Annotated in this window: 14 protein-coding genes; 9 read left to right on the forward strand and 5 right to left on the reverse strand. The window is 66.3% G+C overall.

What is annotated here, in order from left to right; all coding sequences use genetic code 11:
- The first annotated feature begins 9 nt into the window (after nt 1-9).
- Genes MasN3_RS00190 through mnhG form a run of 6 tightly spaced genes read left to right on the forward strand, consistent with a single transcriptional unit; the run spans nt 10 to nt 6,087 of the window.
- Nucleotides 10-2,916 (forward strand): monovalent cation/H+ antiporter subunit A, encoded by a 2,907-nt coding sequence (locus MasN3_RS00190; protein ID WP_281911243.1) that lies wholly within the window; start codon nt 10-12, stop codon nt 2,914-2,916.
- Nucleotides 2,916-3,260: a Na+/H+ antiporter subunit C gene (locus MasN3_RS00195; RefSeq protein ID WP_281911245.1), complete on the forward strand. Its 345-nt coding sequence runs from the start codon at nt 2,916-2,918 to the stop codon at nt 3,258-3,260. Before MasN3_RS00190 ends, MasN3_RS00195 begins: the two co-directional genes overlap by 1 nt.
- Nucleotides 3,260-4,897 (forward strand): monovalent cation/H+ antiporter subunit D, encoded by a 1,638-nt coding sequence (locus MasN3_RS00200; protein WP_370662378.1) that lies wholly within the window; start codon nt 3,260-3,262, stop codon nt 4,895-4,897. The genes MasN3_RS00195 and MasN3_RS00200 overlap by 1 nt, the downstream gene beginning before the upstream one ends.
- Entirely contained in the window at nt 4,894-5,427 is a 534-nt protein-coding gene (locus MasN3_RS00205; protein WP_281911248.1) for a Na+/H+ antiporter subunit E, read from the forward strand. Before MasN3_RS00200 ends, MasN3_RS00205 begins: the two co-directional genes overlap by 4 nt.
- Complete coding sequence (locus MasN3_RS00210; RefSeq protein ID WP_281911249.1) at nt 5,411-5,689, forward strand: K+/H+ antiporter subunit F; 279 nt, start codon at nt 5,411-5,413, stop codon at nt 5,687-5,689. Before MasN3_RS00205 ends, MasN3_RS00210 begins: the two co-directional genes overlap by 17 nt.
- Nucleotides 5,686-6,087, forward strand: a complete 402-nt coding sequence (mnhG, locus tag MasN3_RS00215; RefSeq protein ID WP_281911251.1) for a monovalent cation/H(+) antiporter subunit G — start codon at nt 5,686-5,688, stop codon at nt 6,085-6,087. Before MasN3_RS00210 ends, mnhG begins: the two co-directional genes overlap by 4 nt.
- A gap of 7 nt (nt 6,088-6,094) precedes the next feature.
- On the opposite strand, the gene MasN3_RS00220 is transcribed toward mnhG, so the two are convergent.
- Together MasN3_RS00220 and ssb are read right to left on the reverse strand one after the other, a co-directional pair.
- Nucleotides 6,095-6,919 carry an alpha/beta fold hydrolase gene (locus tag MasN3_RS00220; RefSeq protein ID WP_281911254.1) on the reverse strand — a complete coding sequence of 275 codons (825 nt, stop codon included), beginning with the start codon at nt 6,917-6,919 and terminating at the stop codon, nt 6,095-6,097.
- Between the two features lie 148 nt (nt 6,920-7,067).
- Complete coding sequence (gene ssb, locus MasN3_RS00225; RefSeq protein WP_209589756.1) at nt 7,068-7,568, reverse strand: single-stranded DNA-binding protein; 501 nt, start codon at nt 7,566-7,568, stop codon at nt 7,068-7,070.
- 451 nt (nt 7,569-8,019) lie between these two features.
- Between ssb and uvrA the strand changes: the two genes are divergently transcribed.
- Nucleotides 8,020-10,869 (forward strand): excinuclease ABC subunit UvrA, encoded by a 2,850-nt coding sequence (gene uvrA, locus MasN3_RS00230; protein ID WP_281911256.1) that lies wholly within the window; start codon nt 8,020-8,022, stop codon nt 10,867-10,869.
- An 85-nt stretch (nt 10,870-10,954) separates the two neighbouring features.
- Here uvrA and MasN3_RS00235 read toward each other — a convergent pair whose 3' ends face one another.
- Nucleotides 10,955-11,758: a lipid-binding SYLF domain-containing protein gene (locus MasN3_RS00235; protein WP_281911257.1), complete on the reverse strand. Its 804-nt coding sequence runs from the start codon at nt 11,756-11,758 to the stop codon at nt 10,955-10,957.
- Nucleotides 11,759-11,949: 191 nt separating this feature from the next.
- Nucleotides 11,950-13,812: a phosphoenolpyruvate carboxykinase (GTP) gene (locus MasN3_RS00240; protein ID WP_281911259.1), complete on the reverse strand. Its 1,863-nt coding sequence runs from the start codon at nt 13,810-13,812 to the stop codon at nt 11,950-11,952.
- Between the two features lie 332 nt (nt 13,813-14,144).
- On the opposite strand from MasN3_RS00240, the gene MasN3_RS00245 reads away from it, so the two are divergent.
- Nucleotides 14,145-15,137: a D-2-hydroxyacid dehydrogenase family protein gene (locus MasN3_RS00245; RefSeq protein WP_281911261.1), complete on the forward strand. Its 993-nt coding sequence runs from the start codon at nt 14,145-14,147 to the stop codon at nt 15,135-15,137.
- Here the strand turns inward: MasN3_RS00245 and MasN3_RS00250 are convergent.
- Nucleotides 15,134-15,898, reverse strand: coding sequence for an L-asparaginase (locus MasN3_RS00250; RefSeq protein ID WP_281911264.1), 765 nt, complete (start codon nt 15,896-15,898; stop codon nt 15,134-15,136). The two genes, MasN3_RS00245 and MasN3_RS00250, sit on opposite strands and share 4 nt — an antisense overlap.
- A 139-nt stretch (nt 15,899-16,037) precedes the next feature.
- Between MasN3_RS00250 and MasN3_RS00255 the strand changes: the two genes are divergently transcribed.
- Nucleotides 16,038-16,523, forward strand: coding sequence for an asparaginase domain-containing protein (locus MasN3_RS00255; protein ID WP_281911266.1), 486 nt, complete (start codon nt 16,038-16,040; stop codon nt 16,521-16,523).
- The last annotated feature ends 36 nt before the right edge of the window (nt 16,524-16,559 follow it).

Consider the following 16,559-nt stretch of genomic DNA (forward strand, 5'->3'; position numbering starts at 1 on the left):
ACTGACCGCATGCTCCTGCTCCTCCTTTCCCTTCCTTTTGCCGCTGCCCTGGTGGCGGCCTGCATGCCCACCGGATCGCGCCACCGCCCGGCCGCGGTGGCGGCGATCGCCACCGCCGGCGCGTTGTTGCTGGCGATCCTCCAGTTCGGCCGCATCGCCGAGGGCGAGGTCCTGCGCAAGCAGATCGACTGGCTGCCCGACTTCGGGCTCGCGCTGGTGCTGCGCATGGACGGCCTGGCCTGGGTCTTCTCCATCATGGTGCTCGGCATCGGCCTGCTGGTCTTGCTCTATGCGCGCTACTACATGTCGCGGCGCGATCCGGTGCCGCGCTTCTATGCCTACATCATGGCCTTCATGGGGGCCATGCTCGGCGTGGTCCTGTCGGGCAACCTGATCCAGCTGGTGGTGTTCTGGGAACTCACCAGCGTCACCTCCTTCCTCCTGATCGGCTACTGGCAGGAGCGCAACGACGCCCGCCGCGGCGCGCGCATGGCCTTTACCGTCACCACCATCGGCGGCCTGTGCCTGCTGGCGGGGGTGCTGCTGCTCGGGCACATCGCCGGCAGCTACGACCTGGAGACCGTGCTGGGGGCGGGCAATGCGATCCGCGCCCACGACTGGTACGTGCCGGCCCTGGTGCTGGTGGCGCTCGGCGCGCTGACCAAGAGCGCCCAGTTCCCCTTCCATTTCTGGCTGCCGCATGCGATGGCCGCGCCCACGCCGGTGTCGGCCTACCTGCACTCGGCCACGATGGTCAAGGCCGGGGTGTTCCTCCTGATGCGCCTGTGGCCGGCCCTGGCCGGCACCGAGGAATGGACCTGGATCCTCGGCAGCGCCGGGGTCTTCACCCTCCTGATCGGCTCCTTCTTCGCGATCTTCCAGCACGACATGAAGGGCCTGCTGGCCTATTCGACCATCAGCCACCTGGGCCTGATCACGGTCCTGATGAGCATCGGCACGCCGCTGTCGGTCGTGGCCGCGATCTTCCATACCATGAACCATGCGGTCTTCAAGGCCTCGCTGTTCATGGCGGTCGGCATCGTCGACCACGAGAGCGGCACCCGCGACATGCGCGTGCTGCGCGGCCTGAAGCGCGCCATGCCGCACACGGCGGCGCTGGCGATCGTGGCCAGCGCGGCGATGGCCGGGGTGCCGCTGATGAACGGCTTCCTGTCGAAGGAGATGTTCTTCGCCGAGACCATGATCGTGGGCGGCACCGAGAACTGGTGGATGTCGGTGGCCGCGGTGCTGATGGGCTTGTTCAGCGTGATCTACTCACTGCGCTTCATCAGCGTGTTCTTCGGCCCGCTGGCGCGCGACCTGCCGGAAGAGCCGCACGAGCCGCCGCGCTGGATGCGGATGCCGATCGAACTGCTGGTGCTGCTGTGCATCGCGGTCGGCGTGATGCCGGAACTGGTGGTGGGCGACGTGCTGGCGGTGGCCGCCGGCTCGGTGCTGGGACCGACCCTGCCCGAATACAGCCTGGCGATCTGGCACGGCGTCAACCTGCCGCTCGTCATGAGCGTGATGGCCCTGGTGGGCGGCGCGCTGTGCTACCTGCTGCTGCGCAAGCACTTCGGCCTGCGCGGACGCGACCAGGTCCCGGTGCTGCACCGCGTGAAGGGCGCCCAGTTGTACGAGAACGTGATGCTCGGCCTGGCCCAGGGCGCCTCCTGGGTGATCCGCATCGGCGGCACCCGGCGCCTGCAGCCGCAGCTGCTGGTGCTGGTGGCGGCGATGGTCGCCGTGCCGCTGCTGCTGGCGCGCCCGGTGCACGACCTGGCCGCGCCCGCGCTCGACCAGCTCGATCCGCTGTTCGCCCTTCTGTGGCTGATCGGCGCCGGCTGCGCCGTGGCCGCGGCCTGGAAAGCCAAGTACCATCGCATGGCGGCGCTGGCCCTGGTCGGCGCCACCGGACTGGCGACCTCGGTCACCTTCCTGTGGCTGTCGGCGCCCGACCTGGCGCTGACCCAGCTGATGGTGGAAACCGTGACCACGGTGCTGATCCTGCTCGGCCTGCGCTGGCTGCCGCCGCGCTTCCGCCCGGCCCACCTGGCCGAGCGCATCCCGGCCAGCGCCTGGCTGCGCCGCTCGCGCGACGCGCTGGTCGCCGTCGCCGGCGGCCTCGGCCTGGCCGCGGCCAGCTATGCGGTGCTGACCCGCCCCGGCGACGCCACCCTGCGCGACTTCTTCGTGCGGCATGCCCTGTCCGAGGGCGGCGGCTCCAACGTGGTCAACGTGCTGCTGGTCGACTTCCGCGGCTTCGACACCATGGGCGAGATCACCGTGCTGTCGGCGGTGGCGCTCACCGTGTACGCGCTGCTGCGCCGCTTCCGTCCGGCGCCGGAAAGCGTCGCCATTCCGGTGCAGCAGGCCAGCGACGTCGATCCGGCCGTGCAGCAGAAACCGGCCGAGCAGGCCGCTCCGGGCGGCTACCTGATGATTCCGGCCGTGTACCTGCGCTTCCTGCTGCCGGTGATGGGCGTGATCGCGGTGTACTTCTTCATGCGCGGCCACAACCTGCCGGGCGGCGGCTTCGTCGCCGGCCTGATCTTCGCCACCGCCCTGATCGTGCAGTACATGGTGGCGGGCACCGAGTGGGTCGAGTCGCACCTGCGCCTGCGCCCGCACCGCTGGATCGGCTGGGGCCTGGTGACGGCCTGCGCCACCGGCATCGGCGCCTGGCTGTTCGGCTATCCCTTCCTGACCAGCCACACCGCCCACGTCACCCTGCCGCTGCTGGGCGAGCTGCATGTGCCCTCGGCCTTCGTATTCGACCTCGGCGTGTTCCTGGTGGTGGTCGGCACCACCATGCTGATCCTGGTGGCGCTGGCACACCAGTCGCTGCGCAGCCGCCGCGTCCCGCCCGGCGCCGCGCGCAGCGGCGCCATTCCACCCGCCAAGGAGATCCAGTAATGGAAGCCGTGCTCTCGCTCGCCATTGGCATCGTATTCGGCGCCGGCATCTGGCTGGTGCTGCGCCCGCGCAGCTTCCAGGTGCTGGTCGGGCTGATGCTGATGTCCTATGCCGTCAACCTGTTCATCTTCGCCATGGGCCGCCTGGCCGTGGACCGCCCGCCGATCACGCGTGCCGGCACGGTGCCCGATCCCGCGGCCCTGGCCGACCCGGTGCCGCAGGCGCTGGTGCTGACCGCCATCGTGATCGGCTTCGCCACCACCGCGCTGTACCTGGTGGTGATGATCGGCGCGCGCGGCCTGACCGGCACCGACCACGTCGACGGCGAGGAGCCGGAAGCATGATGCAGCAATTCCTCACCCTCGACTGGACCCGCCACCTGGTGATCCTGCCGGTGCTGCTGCCGCTGCTGTGCGGCGCGCTGCTGGCCCCGCTGACCCAGGGGCGCCATCGCCTGAAATTCGCGGCCGCCTACATCAGCGTGCTGGCGCTGCTGGCCAATGCGTTGGCGCTGGCCTGGCTGGCCGACGGCAGCTGGCCGGGCGGCGTTCAGGTCTACCTGGCCGCCAACTGGTCCGCTCCCTTCGGCATCGCGCTGGTCGCCGACCGGCTGTCGGCCATGATGCTGGTGCTGACCGCGCTGCTGGGACTGGCCGCACTGCACTATGCCCAGCCGCGCTGGAGCCGGATCGGCGTGCACTTCCACTCCCTGTTCCAGTTCCTGCTGATGGGGATCAACGGCGCCTTCCTGACCAACGACCTGTTCAACCTGTTCGTGTTCTTCGAAGTCATGCTGGCCGCTTCCTATGGCCTGGTGCTGCATGGCTACAACGTGGCGCGGCTGCGCGCCAGCATGCAGTACATCGCCGTCAACCTGGTGGCCTCGCTGCTGTTCCTGATCGGCGTGGCGATGATCTACGCGGTCACCGGCACCCTCAACATGGCCGACCTGGCCGGGCGCCTGCCGAACTTGGCGAGCGCGGACGCCGGCCTGCTCAAGGCCGGGGTGGCGGTGCTGGCGCTGGCCTTCCTGGCCAAGAGCGCCATGTGGCCGCTCGGCTTCTGGCTGCCCACCACCTATGCGGCGGCCTCGCCGCCGGTGGCGGTGATGCTGGCGCTGATGACCAAGGTCGGCGCCTATGTGGTGCTGCGCATCTGGCTGATGGTGTTTTCGGACAGTGCCGGCGAACTGTCGCGCTACGGCTACGATGCCCTGCTGTGGGGCGGCATGGCGACCATCGTGTTCGGCGCCGCCGGCATGCTGGCCACCGACACCGCCGGACGCATGGCGGGCTACGCGGCGATCATCTCCTCGGGCACGCTGCTGTCGGTGATCGGCTATGGCCAGCCGCTGCTGGTGACGGCCGGCCTGTACTACTACCTCGCCTCGACCCTGGCGATCGCCGCCTTCGTGCTGCTGATCGAACTGTTCGACCGCATCCGCACGCCCGGCGCCGCGATGCTGGCGCTGACCATGGAAGCCTTCGCGGTCGAGGATGCCCCGGCCGAGCCGAAGGGCCGCGGCGTGCCGGCCGCGATGGCCTTCCTGTCGCTGGCCTTCCTGGCCTGCGCCCTGATCATCGCGGGCCTGCCGCCGCTGTCCGGCTTCGTCGCCAAGTTCGGCATGTTCCACGCCCTGATCAACCCGGGCCCGGACGTGGCCCCGATCGGCGCCGCCGGCTGGACCCTGATGGCCCTGGTGTTCGGCTCCGGGCTGATCGCCATCGTGTCGCTGATGCGCTTCGGGGTGCGCACCTTCTGGGCTTCCGAAGCCCTCGCGCCGCCCGCCCTGCATGCCTCGGAGGCGCTGCCGGTGGCGGGCCTGCTGCTGGCCTCGGTCCTGATGACGGTCCAGGCGCAGCCGCTGTTCGCCTACCTGGCGCGCGCCAGCGCCGACATCCACCGGCCGGCCCTGTACATCGACGCGGTGCGCAGCGCGCCCTCGGTGCCGGGCCCGACCTCGGCCAAGGAGGCGCCATGATGCGCTGGCTTCCCTACCCTGTGGTATCGCTGGGACTGTGCGTCCTGTGGCTGCTGCTGAACCAGACGGTCGACCCGGCCAACCTGCTGTTCGGCGCGCTGCTGGGCATCGCGGTGCCGCTGCTGACCCGCCGCCTGCAGCCCTTCGGCTACCCGCGCATGCGCGCGCCGGTCACCTTCGTGCGCCTGATGGGGATGGCGGGCGTGGAGGTGGTGCGCTCCTGCTTCAACGTCTGCCGCATCATCCTGTTCCGCGACTACCGGACCGTGAAGGCGCAATTCATGCGCATACCGCTCGACCTGCGCGACCCCTACGGCCTGGCGATGCTGTCCTGCCTCATCAACATGACGCCAGGAACCGTGTGGGTGGAAATTTTGCCAGAGGGCTATGAGCTGTCGCTGCACGTGTTCGACCTACACGACGAGCAATGGTGGATCGACACCATCAAGACCCGCTATGAACAGCCGCTGATCGAGATCTTCGAAGGCGGCGCAACCCAACCGGAGGACAAGGATGGAAACCCTGCTTGAACTGGCGGTCGGCTATGCCCTGGTGTGCACGCTGCTGGCGATGGCCTTCTGCGCGCTGCGCCTGCTGATCGGACCGTCGGCCCACGACCGCGTGCTGGCCCTCGACACGCTGTGGATGGCCGGCATGCTGCTGGCCCTGGTGCTGGGCATCCGCTTCGGCACCCAGGTCTATTTCGAAGTGGCGATCCTGATTGCGCTGCTGGGCTTCGTGTCGACGGTGGCGATGGCGAAGTTCCTGATGCGCGGGGAGATCATCGAATGAGCGGGCTCGAATACCTGCCGGGCTGGGCGACTGTGCCGGTGGCCGTGCTGCTGGTGCTGGGCGCGAGCATCGTCCTGATCGGCGCCCTCGGCCTGCTGCGCCTACCGACCTTCTACCAGCGCATCCACGGTCCGGCCATCACCATCACCCTGGGCGCCGGCTGCCTGCTGCTGGCCTCGATGCTGTACTTCACGGTGGCGAAGTCGCGCCTGGTGATCCACGAGATCATCATCGCGGTCTTCCTCCTGATGACGGCGCCGGTGGTGTCGATGATGATCATGCGCGCCGCCGTTTACCGCGACCTGCGGGCGCGCAGGCACGATGCCGGCGCGACCGAGGGCGACGTCTACGTCATTCCCGACGAACCGGACGAAGGCGTGCCGGGCCAGAAAGACTGAGCGCTGCTCAGCGCTTCAGGAAGTCCAGCATCAGCGCATTCAGCTGCGCCGCGTGGGTGGCCGCGAAACCATGCGGCGCACCCTGCACCACCTCGAGGCGGCTGCCGGCGATCATGTCGTGCGAGCGCTGGCCCGACACCTGCAGCGGCACGATGCGGTCGGCATCGCCATGGACGACCAGGGTCGGGATGTCGAACCTGGCCAGGTCGGCGCGGAAATCGGTGCCGCCGAAGGCATTGATGCATTCCCGGGTCGCCAGCGGCGACGCTTCCCAGGCAATCCACTTGCTGAAGGCGACCAGTTCCTGGCCGTCCTTGCCGTCCGGTTCCAGGTTGTAGAAATTGTAGAAGAAGTCGCCCAGGAAGCCGATCCGGTCCTTCCTGACCGCTTCCAGCATGCCGTCGAAGACCGACTTGTCGACGCCTTCCGGATTGTCCCCGGTCTTGAGCAGGAAGGGGGGCACGGCGCCCAGCAGCATGGCTTTAGAGACCCGTTCGCTGCCGTAGCGGCCGATGTAGCGCGCCACCTCGCCGCCGCCCATCGAGAAGCCGGCCAGGACCGCGTCGCGCAGGTCGAGCTGGGTCATCAGCGCGTCGAGGTCGGCCGCGAAGCTATCGTAGTCGTAGCCGCTCGTCGGCCGGCCCGACTGGCCGAAACCGCGGCGGTCGTAGGCGATCACGCGGTAGCCGCTTTCCGCCAGGGCCGTGATCTGCGACTCCCACATGCGGTGGCTGAGCGGCCAGCCGTGGATCAGGACGACGGGCTGGCCCTGGCCCTGTTCGTAGTAATACAGCTCGGTCGGATTGGCGCCGGAAGTCTGGATGCGTGGCATGGCTTTCCTTTCAAAGGGAGGGCGTCGGTGGGAACTGCACGACCGACAAGTGTATGCGCTCGCCTCCGATCGGCACGCACGCTTCGGGAAAGAAAAAACCCCGCAGCGCGGGGCGTGCGGGGTCTTGGACAGGTGCCGGATGACGCGATCAGAACGGGATGTCGTCGTCCATGTCCGAGAAGTTCGGCGCCGGGCGCTGCGGCTGCGGACGGGCGGCCGGTGCCGGCGGGGCCTGGCGCGGTGCCGGACGCTGCTGCGGCTCGTAGCCGCCGTCATCCATGCCGCCGCCCATGCTGTCGCCACCGCCCATGCCCTGGCGGCCGCCCAGCATCTGCATGTTCTCGGCGATGATGTCGGTCGCGTAGCGCTCGATGCCGTCCTTGTCGGTGTACTTGCGGGTCTGCAGGCGGCCTTCGACATAGACCGAGGAGCCCTTCTTGAGGTACTGGCCCACGATCTCGGCCAGGCGGCCGAAGAACGAGATGCGGTGCCATTCGGTCAGTTCCTTCTGCTCGCCGGTCTGGCGGTCCTTCGACTTGTACGAGGTGGCGACCGCGATGTTCGCGATGGCGTCGCCGCTCGGCATGTAGCGGATTTCCGGATCGCGGCCCAGGTTGCCGACGATGATGACCTTGTTGACTGATGCCATGTTGTTACTCCAATGAGTTTTGTAGAGCCCTGACTCTGCGTGATTTCCAAGCGTCAGGGAACGTGGTGCTGCAACCAACTATTATGGGCCCGAAAGGCAGAGAAAAAAAGGAGATTTTGCGTCCCTGCCCACATGCCCGATTGCGCCAGGTCCAGCATGAAAAACACGGGTTTGACCCGCGTCCGAACAAAAATTTTCGCTATCTGGACGCTTTGTCATTGAACAGCCGGGGAAACGGCCCACATACGGCGAACCCGGCTTTTCGCGTGCGGCGGGAGCGTTCCGGTTTGCTATCGAAACGTATTCCAGTGGCGCAAAACTGCTGGATGCATGTACAGCACTTCGAAAAAACAGCTACACTACTAGGTTCTCCCTGATTGGCCCGCTCACCGCGACAGTCCATCGTGCGCCGGCCCTGCAAACTTTATTGAAAGCCTGCCCAAAAAAACCAATGGAAGAAATTCGCATTCGCGGCGCACGCACGCACAACCTGAAGAACATCAACCTCGACCTTCCGCGCAACAAGCTGATCGTCATCACGGGCCTGTCGGGTTCGGGCAAGTCCTCGCTCGCCTTCGACACCCTGTACGCGGAAGGCCAGCGCCGCTACGTCGAATCGCTGTCGGCCTATGCGCGCCAATTCCTGCAGCTGATGGAAAAGCCGGACGTCGACCTGATCGAAGGCCTGTCGCCGGCGATCTCGATCGAGCAGAAGGCCACCTCGCACAACCCGCGCTCGACGGTCGGCACCGTCACCGAGATCCACGACTACCTGCGCCTGCTGTACGCACGCGTCGGCACTCCCTACTGCCCGCAGCACCCGCACGAGCCGCTGGCGGCCCAGACCGTGTCGCAGATGGTCGATGCGGTGCTGGCCATGCCGGAAGGCACCAAGCTGATGATCCTGGCCCCCGTGGTGGCCGGCCGCAAGGGCGAGCACGGCGACCTGTTCCAAGCCATGCAGGCCCAGGGCTTCGTGCGCTTCCGCGTCGCCAGCGGCGTCAATGCGGCGAAGATCTATGAGATCGACGAGCTGCCCAAACTGAAAAAGACCGAGAAGCACAGCATCGATGTCGTGATCGACCGCGTCAAGGTCAATCCCGAGATCAAGCAGCGCCTCGCCGAAAGCTTCGAGACCGCCCTGCGCCTGGCCGACGGCCGTGCTGTAGCGTATGAAATGGATACCGAGAAAGAAACCGTCTTCTCGAACAAGTTCGCCTGCAACGTCTGCGGCTATTCGCTGCAGGAGCTCGAGCCGCGCCTGTTCTCCTTCAACAACCCGATGGGTGCCTGCCAGGAGTGCGACGGCCTCGGCCACATCGAGTTCTTCGATCCGAAGCGCATCGTCGCCTTCCCGCACCTGTCGCTGGCCTCCGGCGCCGTGAAGGGCTGGGACCGCCGCAACCAGTTCTACTTCCAGATGCTGCAGAGCCTGGCGGCCCACTACGACTTCGACCTCGACAAGCCCTTCGAGACCCTGCCGAAAACGGCCCAGGAAGCCGTGCTGTTCGGCTCGGGCAAGGCCGCGATCCCGTTCAGCTACGTCAACGAGCGTGGCCGCACCGTGATCCGCGAGCACACCTTCGAAGGCGTGGTCAACAACCTGCAGCGGCGTTACCGCGAGACCGACTCGATGGCGGTCAAGGAAGAGCTGGCCAAGTTCATCAACGAGAAGAAGTGCCCGGCCTGCGAGGGCGCGCGCCTGCGCACCGAAGCGCGCTTCGTGAAGATCGGCCAAGGCGCCCAGCAGCGCGCGATTTATGAAGTCTCGGACAAGCCGTTGCGCGACACCCTGGCCTTCTTCGAGACCCTGGAGCTGAGCGGCGCCAAGAAGGACATCGCCGAGCGCGTCATCAAGGAAATTACGGCGCGCCTGAAGTTCCTGAACAACGTCGGCCTGGACTACCTGTCGCTGGATCGCAGCGCCGATACCCTGTCCGGCGGCGAAGCGCAGCGCATCCGCCTGGCCTCGCAGATCGGCTCGGGCCTGACCGGCGTGATGTACGTGCTGGACGAGCCCTCGATCGGCCTGCACCAGCGCGACAACGACCGCCTGATCGCGACCCTGAAGCATTTGCGCGACATCGGCAACAGCGTGCTGGTGGTGGAGCACGACGAGGATGCGATCCGTACCGCCGACTACATCGTCGACATGGGCCCGGGCGCGGGCGTGCATGGCGGCGCGGTGATCGCGGCCGGCTCGCTGCCGGAGATCATGCGGAGCGAGCATTCGCTCACCGCGCAGTACCTGGACGGCCGAAGGAAGATCGAGGTGCCGAAGAAGCGCACCAAGATGGATCCGGCGCGCCAGCTGGTGATTACCGGCGCGCGCGGCAACAACCTGAAGAACGTTTCCCTGACCCTGCCGGTGGGCCTGATGACCTGCGTGACGGGCGTGTCCGGTTCGGGCAAGTCGACCCTGATCAACGACACCCTGTACCCGGCCCTGTCGCGCCACCTGTACGGTTCGCAGACCGAGCCGGCGGAGCACGATGCGATCCACGGCCTGGAGCACTTCGACAAGGTGATCTCGGTCGACCAGGCGCCGATCGGCCGCACCCCGCGTTCGAACCCGGCGACCTACACCGGCGTGTTCACGCCGATCCGCGACCTGTTCGCCACCGTGCCGACCGCGAAGGAACGCGGCTACTCGGCGGGCCGCTTCTCCTTCAACGTGAAGGGCGGCCGCTGCGAGGCATGCCAGGGCGACGGCGTGATCAAGGTCGAGATGCACTTCCTGCCGGACGTGTACGTGCCTTGCGACGTCTGCCACGGCAAGCGCTACAACCGCGAGACGCTGGAAGTGCAGTACAAGGGCAAGAACATCACCGAAGTGCTGGAGATGACGGTCGAGGACGCGCACGAGTTCTTCAAGCCGGTGCCGGTGATCGCGCGCAAGCTCCAGACCCTGCTGGACGTGGGCCTCGGCTACATCAAGCTGGGCCAGAGCGCGACCACGCTGTCGGGCGGCGAGGCGCAGCGCGTGAAGCTGTCGCTGGAACTGTCCAAGCGCGATACCGGACGTACCCTGTACATCCTCGATGAACCGACCACCGGCCTGCACTTCGCCGACATCGACCTGCTGCTGAAGGTGATCCACCGCCTGCGCGACCAGGGCAATACCCTGGCGATCATCGAGCACAACCTCGATGTGATCAAGACCGCGGACTGGATCGTCGACCTCGGGCCGGAAGGCGGCGCCGGCGGCGGCACCATCGTCGCCAGCGGTACGCCGGAGGACGTGGCGAAGAACAAGGCGAGCGTGACCGGCAAGTACCTGAAGCCCTTGCTGAAGGCTTGAGAACCATGACCGCGCGCTGACAGCATCGCGCATGAAGCAGGGGCAGCGCCGCGGGTGCTGCCCCTTTTTATTCACGCAGCCCCTGCTAGCGGCTGCGCTCCCGCTCCGACTCGGTCTTCGTGTCCTTGCTCGACGTGGTCCCGCGCGTCCCGCTGCTGCCCATGGCTGCCGTACCGCTGCCGCTCGACGCATTCGCCAGCGCCTGGCGCAACATGTCGGCTTGCGGATTCTTCACCTTGCCGCTCATGACGTCGCGCGCCGCCACCTGGCGCCGGTAATAGGCCGCGGTCTCGTCTTCGTCGTAGTCGATGTCCGTGATGTTGATGGCCGCGCCGCCGAACAGGCCTTCGGTGTCGGCCCAGGCGGTGATGTTGCCCCAGCCGGCCGAGCCTTCGCCCTTCTTCGACCAGTCGACCAGCGTCAGGCCGGCGTCGGCTCCCAGCGAAAACTTGTTGTTCTGCATGAAGCTGTTCAGGGCTTTCTGGTCATTGAGCACGAAGGCGATGGCGCCGGCTTCGGCCCCCGCCTGCAGGCCGGCGGTGATGCCGCCCATGTTGTAGAAGGCCGGGTTGCTCCAGGTATTCCCGTTGCGCACCAGGAGCACGCCTGCGCCGCCGCGGGCGCCGACACCCAGGGCCGCTTCGCCATACTTGGGCACGACGAACACGCCCTTGGCGCGCTCCAGCAGCGCGCGCATCTCCGGCGTGGCCTGCATGCGATGGACGACCCGGATGGCGCTGTTGACGTGCTCGTTCGCGTCCTTCAGCTCCTCCTTGTGGCGGGCCGTGCCCGGGGTGGCGGCATCCTTGGCCGACCCGACCTGGGCAAGGGCAGCGCCTGCCGTTCCAGCCAGCAGCGCGGCAAGAGAAGTCGCAACGAATCGTTTCATGGTCCTGTTCATGATTTCTTCTCCCTACGATGGCGTTGAACGAGCGGATAGCCTAAACCCCGCACCGATCGGGTAGCGCCACTTTGAGTGTGCGAAAAGGACCGCAGGAATGATCTGGAAAATCATGACCCGGCAATAAAAAAGGACAGGCGTCCAGCCTGTCCTTCGGTGTCACTGCGTAGCTGGATGAATTACGCAGCCAGTTGCTTCTCCAGCTTGGCCTTGGTGTCGACCAGCTCTTGCGGCAGGCGGTAGGCCAGCTTCTCGAACAGCTCGCTGTGCAGCTTCAGCTCTTCGTTCCAGGCGTCCTTGTCGATCGAGGTGATCTGGGTGAACTGCTGCTCGGTGAAGTCCACGCCTTCCCAGTTCAGGTCGGCATAGTTCGGCGAGGTGCCGAACAGGTGCTGCTGGCCGCCCTGGGCGCCGCCTTCGGCGCGGTCCAGGATCCACTTCAGCACGCGCATGTTGTCGCCGTAGCCCGGCCACACGAAGCCGCCGTTCTCGTCGGTGCGGAACCAGTTGACGCAGAAGATCGAAGGCGCAGTGCCTTGCGCTTCGACTTTCTTGCCGAGGTTCAGCCAGTGCTGGAAGTAGTCGCTCATGTTGTAGCCGATGAAAGGCAGCATCGCGAACGGGTCGCGGCGCACCACGCCCATCTGGCCGGCGGCGGCGGCGGTGGTTTCCGAGCCCATGGTGGCGGCCATGTAGACGCCTTCCACCCAGTTGTTGGCTTCGGTCACCAGCGGCACGGTGGTCGAGCGGCGGCCGCCGAAGATGAAGGCCGAGATCGGCACGCCGGCCGGGTCGTCCCAGGCGGCGTCGATCACCGGGTTCTGGGTGGCGGCGACGGTGAAGCGCGCGTTCGGATGGGCGGCCTTGGTGCCGGACGCCGGGGTCCAGTCTTTGCCCTGCCAGTCGATCAGGTGATCGGGCGCCTGCTTGGTCATGCCTTCCCACCACACGTCGCCGTCGTCGGTGAGCGCCACGTTGGTGAAGATGACGTTCTCGCGCAGCGAGGCCATGCAGTTCGGGTTGGTCTTGTCGTTGGTGCCCGGGGCCACGCCGAAGTAGCCGGCTTCCGGGTTGATGGCGTACAGCTTGCCGTCCGCGCCCGGCTTGATCCAGGCGATGTCGTCGCCGATGGTGGTGACCTTCCAGCCATCGAAGGCCTTGGGCGGGATCAGCATGGCGAAGTTGGTCTTGCCGCAGGCCGACGGGAAGGCGGCCGCCACGTATTTCTTGTCGCCCTTGGGCGATTCGACGCCCAGGATCAGCATGTGCTCGGCCAGCCAGCCGGTGCCGCCGGCCTGCGCTTCCTGGTAGCCCATGTTCGAGGCGATGCGCAGCGCGAAGCACTTCTTGCCGAGCAGCGCGTTGCCGCCGTAGCCCGAGCCGAAGGACCAGATCTCGCGGGTTTCCGGGTAGTGGACGATGTACTTGGTGGCGTTGCACGGCCACGGCACGTCTTTCTGGCCGGCGGCCAGCGGCATGCCGACGGTGTGCACGCAAGGCACGAACTCGCCATCGGTGCCGAGCACGTGGAACACGGCCTTGCCCATGCGCGTCATGATGCGCATGTTGACGGCGACATAAGGCGAGTCGGACAGTTCGACGCCGATGTGGGCGATCGGCGAGCCCAGCGGACCCATCGAGAACGGCACCACGTACAGCGTGCGGCCGGCCATGCAGCCGTCGAACAGGCCGTTCAGGGTGCGGCGCATCTCGCCCGGGTCCATCCAGTTGTTGGTCGGGCCGGCCTGCTCCTTCGTTGCCGAGCAAATGTAGGTGCGGTCTTCGACGCGGGCGACGTCCGACGGGTCGGACCAGGCCAGATAGGAATTCGGACGCTTCGCCGGGTTCAGCTTTTTCATGGTACCGGCTTCGACCATCTGCGCGCACAGGCGGTCGTACTCTTCTTCGGAACCGTCGCACCAGTAGATGCTGTCAGGCTTCGTCAGGGCGGCGATGTCCGCGACCCAGTTGATGAGCTTCTGGTGTTTGACGTGAGCTGGAACGTTCAGTGCGGCGACGCCGCCCATCACGGGCTGGTTCATAGATACCTCCAATGCCAATTAAGAATACTGTCACGGCAGGATCGTCCGTCTGGCCGTGCCTTAGAATGGCGGATCGCCCCATCGGAGCGCGGCAGTTTACGGCGGTCGTGTCGACGGCCTCATAAGGGGGAAGCCGAAGTGGTGCTGCCGGGTCCGGCACAAGCATGTCAGACCCTCAAGAATTGGCCGATTGTACACCCGTAAAACCCGATTCACGCTCAGCTACTACAAAAAAGTAGCCAAAAATGTCCGAGTAATGTAGTAGGCTATTTACGGTCTTTTTGGAAGCTGTTATTTCGCTACGTGATCGAACTTATTTGAAAGCAACTTTTATGCGAATAGCTGTTTTGGACGATTATCAGGACGCCGTGCGCGGCCTGCAATGCTTCCGCCTGCTCGACGGACACGAGGTAAAAGTATTTACACATCCAGCGCGCGGCCTGGGCCAATTGGCTGCACGGCTGGCGCCGTTCGACGCGCTGGTGCTCATCCGCGAGCGCACCGCCTTCCCCGCCGCGCTGCTGGCCCGGCTGCCGAACCTGAAGCTGATTTCGCAGACCGGCAAGGTCAGCGGGCACGTCGACGTGGCGGCGGCAACCGGACACGGCATTGCAATTGCCGAGGGCATCGGTTCGCCGGTGGCGCCATCCGAGCTGACCTGGGCCCTGATCATGGCGGCCAGCCGCAAGATCGTGCCCTATGCGAGCAACCTGAAGGACGGCCTGTGGCAGACGGCCTCGGTCAATCCCGTGCTCAACGGTCTGGGGCGCTCGCTGCGCGGACGCACGCTGGCGATCTGGGGCTACGGCAAGATCGGCCAGCTGGTGGCCGGCTATGCGCGCGCCTTCGGCATGCGCGTCCTGGTCTGGGGCAGCGAAGGCAGCCGGCAGCAGGCGGTCGCCGACGGCTGCGAGGCGGCCGCCTCGCGCGAGGCCCTGTTCGCGCAGGCGGACGTGCTCACGCTGCACCTGCGCCTGGGCGAGGCCACGCGCGGCATCGTCAAGGCCGAGGATTTCGCACGCATGAAGCCGGACGCGCTGTTCGTCAACACGAGCCGGGCCGAGCTGGTCGAGGACGGGGCGCTGGAGCAGGCCTTGCGGGCCGGACGGCCCGGCCATGCGGCGCTGGACGTGTTCACCAATGAACCGCTCAAGCCCGATTCGCCGCTGCTGCGCATCCCGACGGTGCTGGCCACACCGCACCTGGGATATGTGGAGCAGGACAGCTACGAGATCTATTTCCAGACCGCGTTCGAGAACCTGGTGCGCTTCGCGGCGGGGCAGCCGGATAACATCCTCAACCCCGAAGCCCTGGGCAAGCGTTAACTTTCCTGCTTCAGTTCCGGTATGCCGGTAAAACTGGGCTTACGCATCGGCATCACATGGGTGCCGGTCCACAAGCCCGCCCAGCCGGGCGGCCAGCCGATCTGCGGCCCTGCATACGGCTGCAGCCCGGCGCGTACCGGCACCACCGGCACCGGCGGCGCTTCGATCAGCTTGCCGCCGCTCTGGCGTTCCATGTTCAGGCTGTACATGTAGCCCGGCAAGAGCAGCTCGCAGACCTGGGCGAACCAGGCCGTGTGGTCTTCGTCGCGCCCCAGCGCCTGCGCCAGGCCTTGCGGGTCGAACTTCGCCAGCGCATGGATCAGCTCGTCGGTGCTGGCGCCCGGCGAATCGCCCCAGCCCATGACCGGATTGTTGTTGTAGTCCGCGCCCGAGCCGTACCAGCCTTCGCGCCAGGTGCGCTGCATCCAGTTGCGCGGCCCCGTGAACAGGTGCCAGCGCCAGTGCAGGCCGGACGGTTTGGGCCAGGAGTACAGGTAGAGCTTCTGGTAGCCCGCCTGGTGCAGCGCGCGCACCACTTCCATCAGGCGCGCATGCGGCATGCGGTCGGGCGGCGTGCGGCGGAACAGGATCGGCTCGCCGTCGGCGTGCTGCACCTCGTCGCTCGACAGGTTCAGGTCGAGCGTGCGCTGCTCGCTGCCGAAGCGCGCCGAGATCCAGCCGGTGAGCAAGTTGACGTGGGTGATCACGCCATAGCCTCGATGGCGGTGGAAAATGACGGTGCCCGGTGCGACGGTTTTCATGGGAGTAACTGAAGAGAAAAATGAAGGAGACGGGTAAAGCTACTCATCCGATCCAGGCGATTCTAGCGCTTCGCCTACGGATACACTACCGTTTGCGGCTATCATTACGCACCTTATTTCTGCACGTGGACAAACCAACATGACTTTGCGAATCATCGCCACCGGCGGCACTTTCGACAAACACTATAACGAACTGAACGGCGTGCTCGGCTTTGCCGAAAGCCACCTGCCGGCGGTGATCGCGCGCTCGCGCATGACCGTGCCCTGCGAGCTGGAAGTGCTGCCCCTGCTCGATTCGCTCGACATGCAAGACCCGGACCGCCAGCGCGTGCTGGCCTCCTGCCAGGCGGCGCAAGAGAAGGCCATCGTCATCATCCACGGCACCGACACCATGCGCGAAACCGCGGCCGTGCTCGGCGCAGCGAGCCTCGGCCAGACCATCGTGCTGACCGGCGCCATGATCCCCTACGAGATCGCGAATTCCGACGCCCTGTTCAACCTCGGCTTCGCCTGCGGCGTCGCGCAAACCCTGCCGGCCGGCGTCTACGTGGCCATGAACGGCCAGGTGTTCCCATGGGATAACGTCACCAAGAACCGCGCCGCCGGCGTGTTCCAGCAGCTCTAATTTCACAAAACCTACAGGGCAAGGCGCACCGTCGAA

This window comes from Massilia varians, from assembly GCF_027923905.1.
Classification (GTDB): domain Bacteria; phylum Pseudomonadota; class Gammaproteobacteria; order Burkholderiales; family Burkholderiaceae_D; genus Telluria; species Telluria varians_B.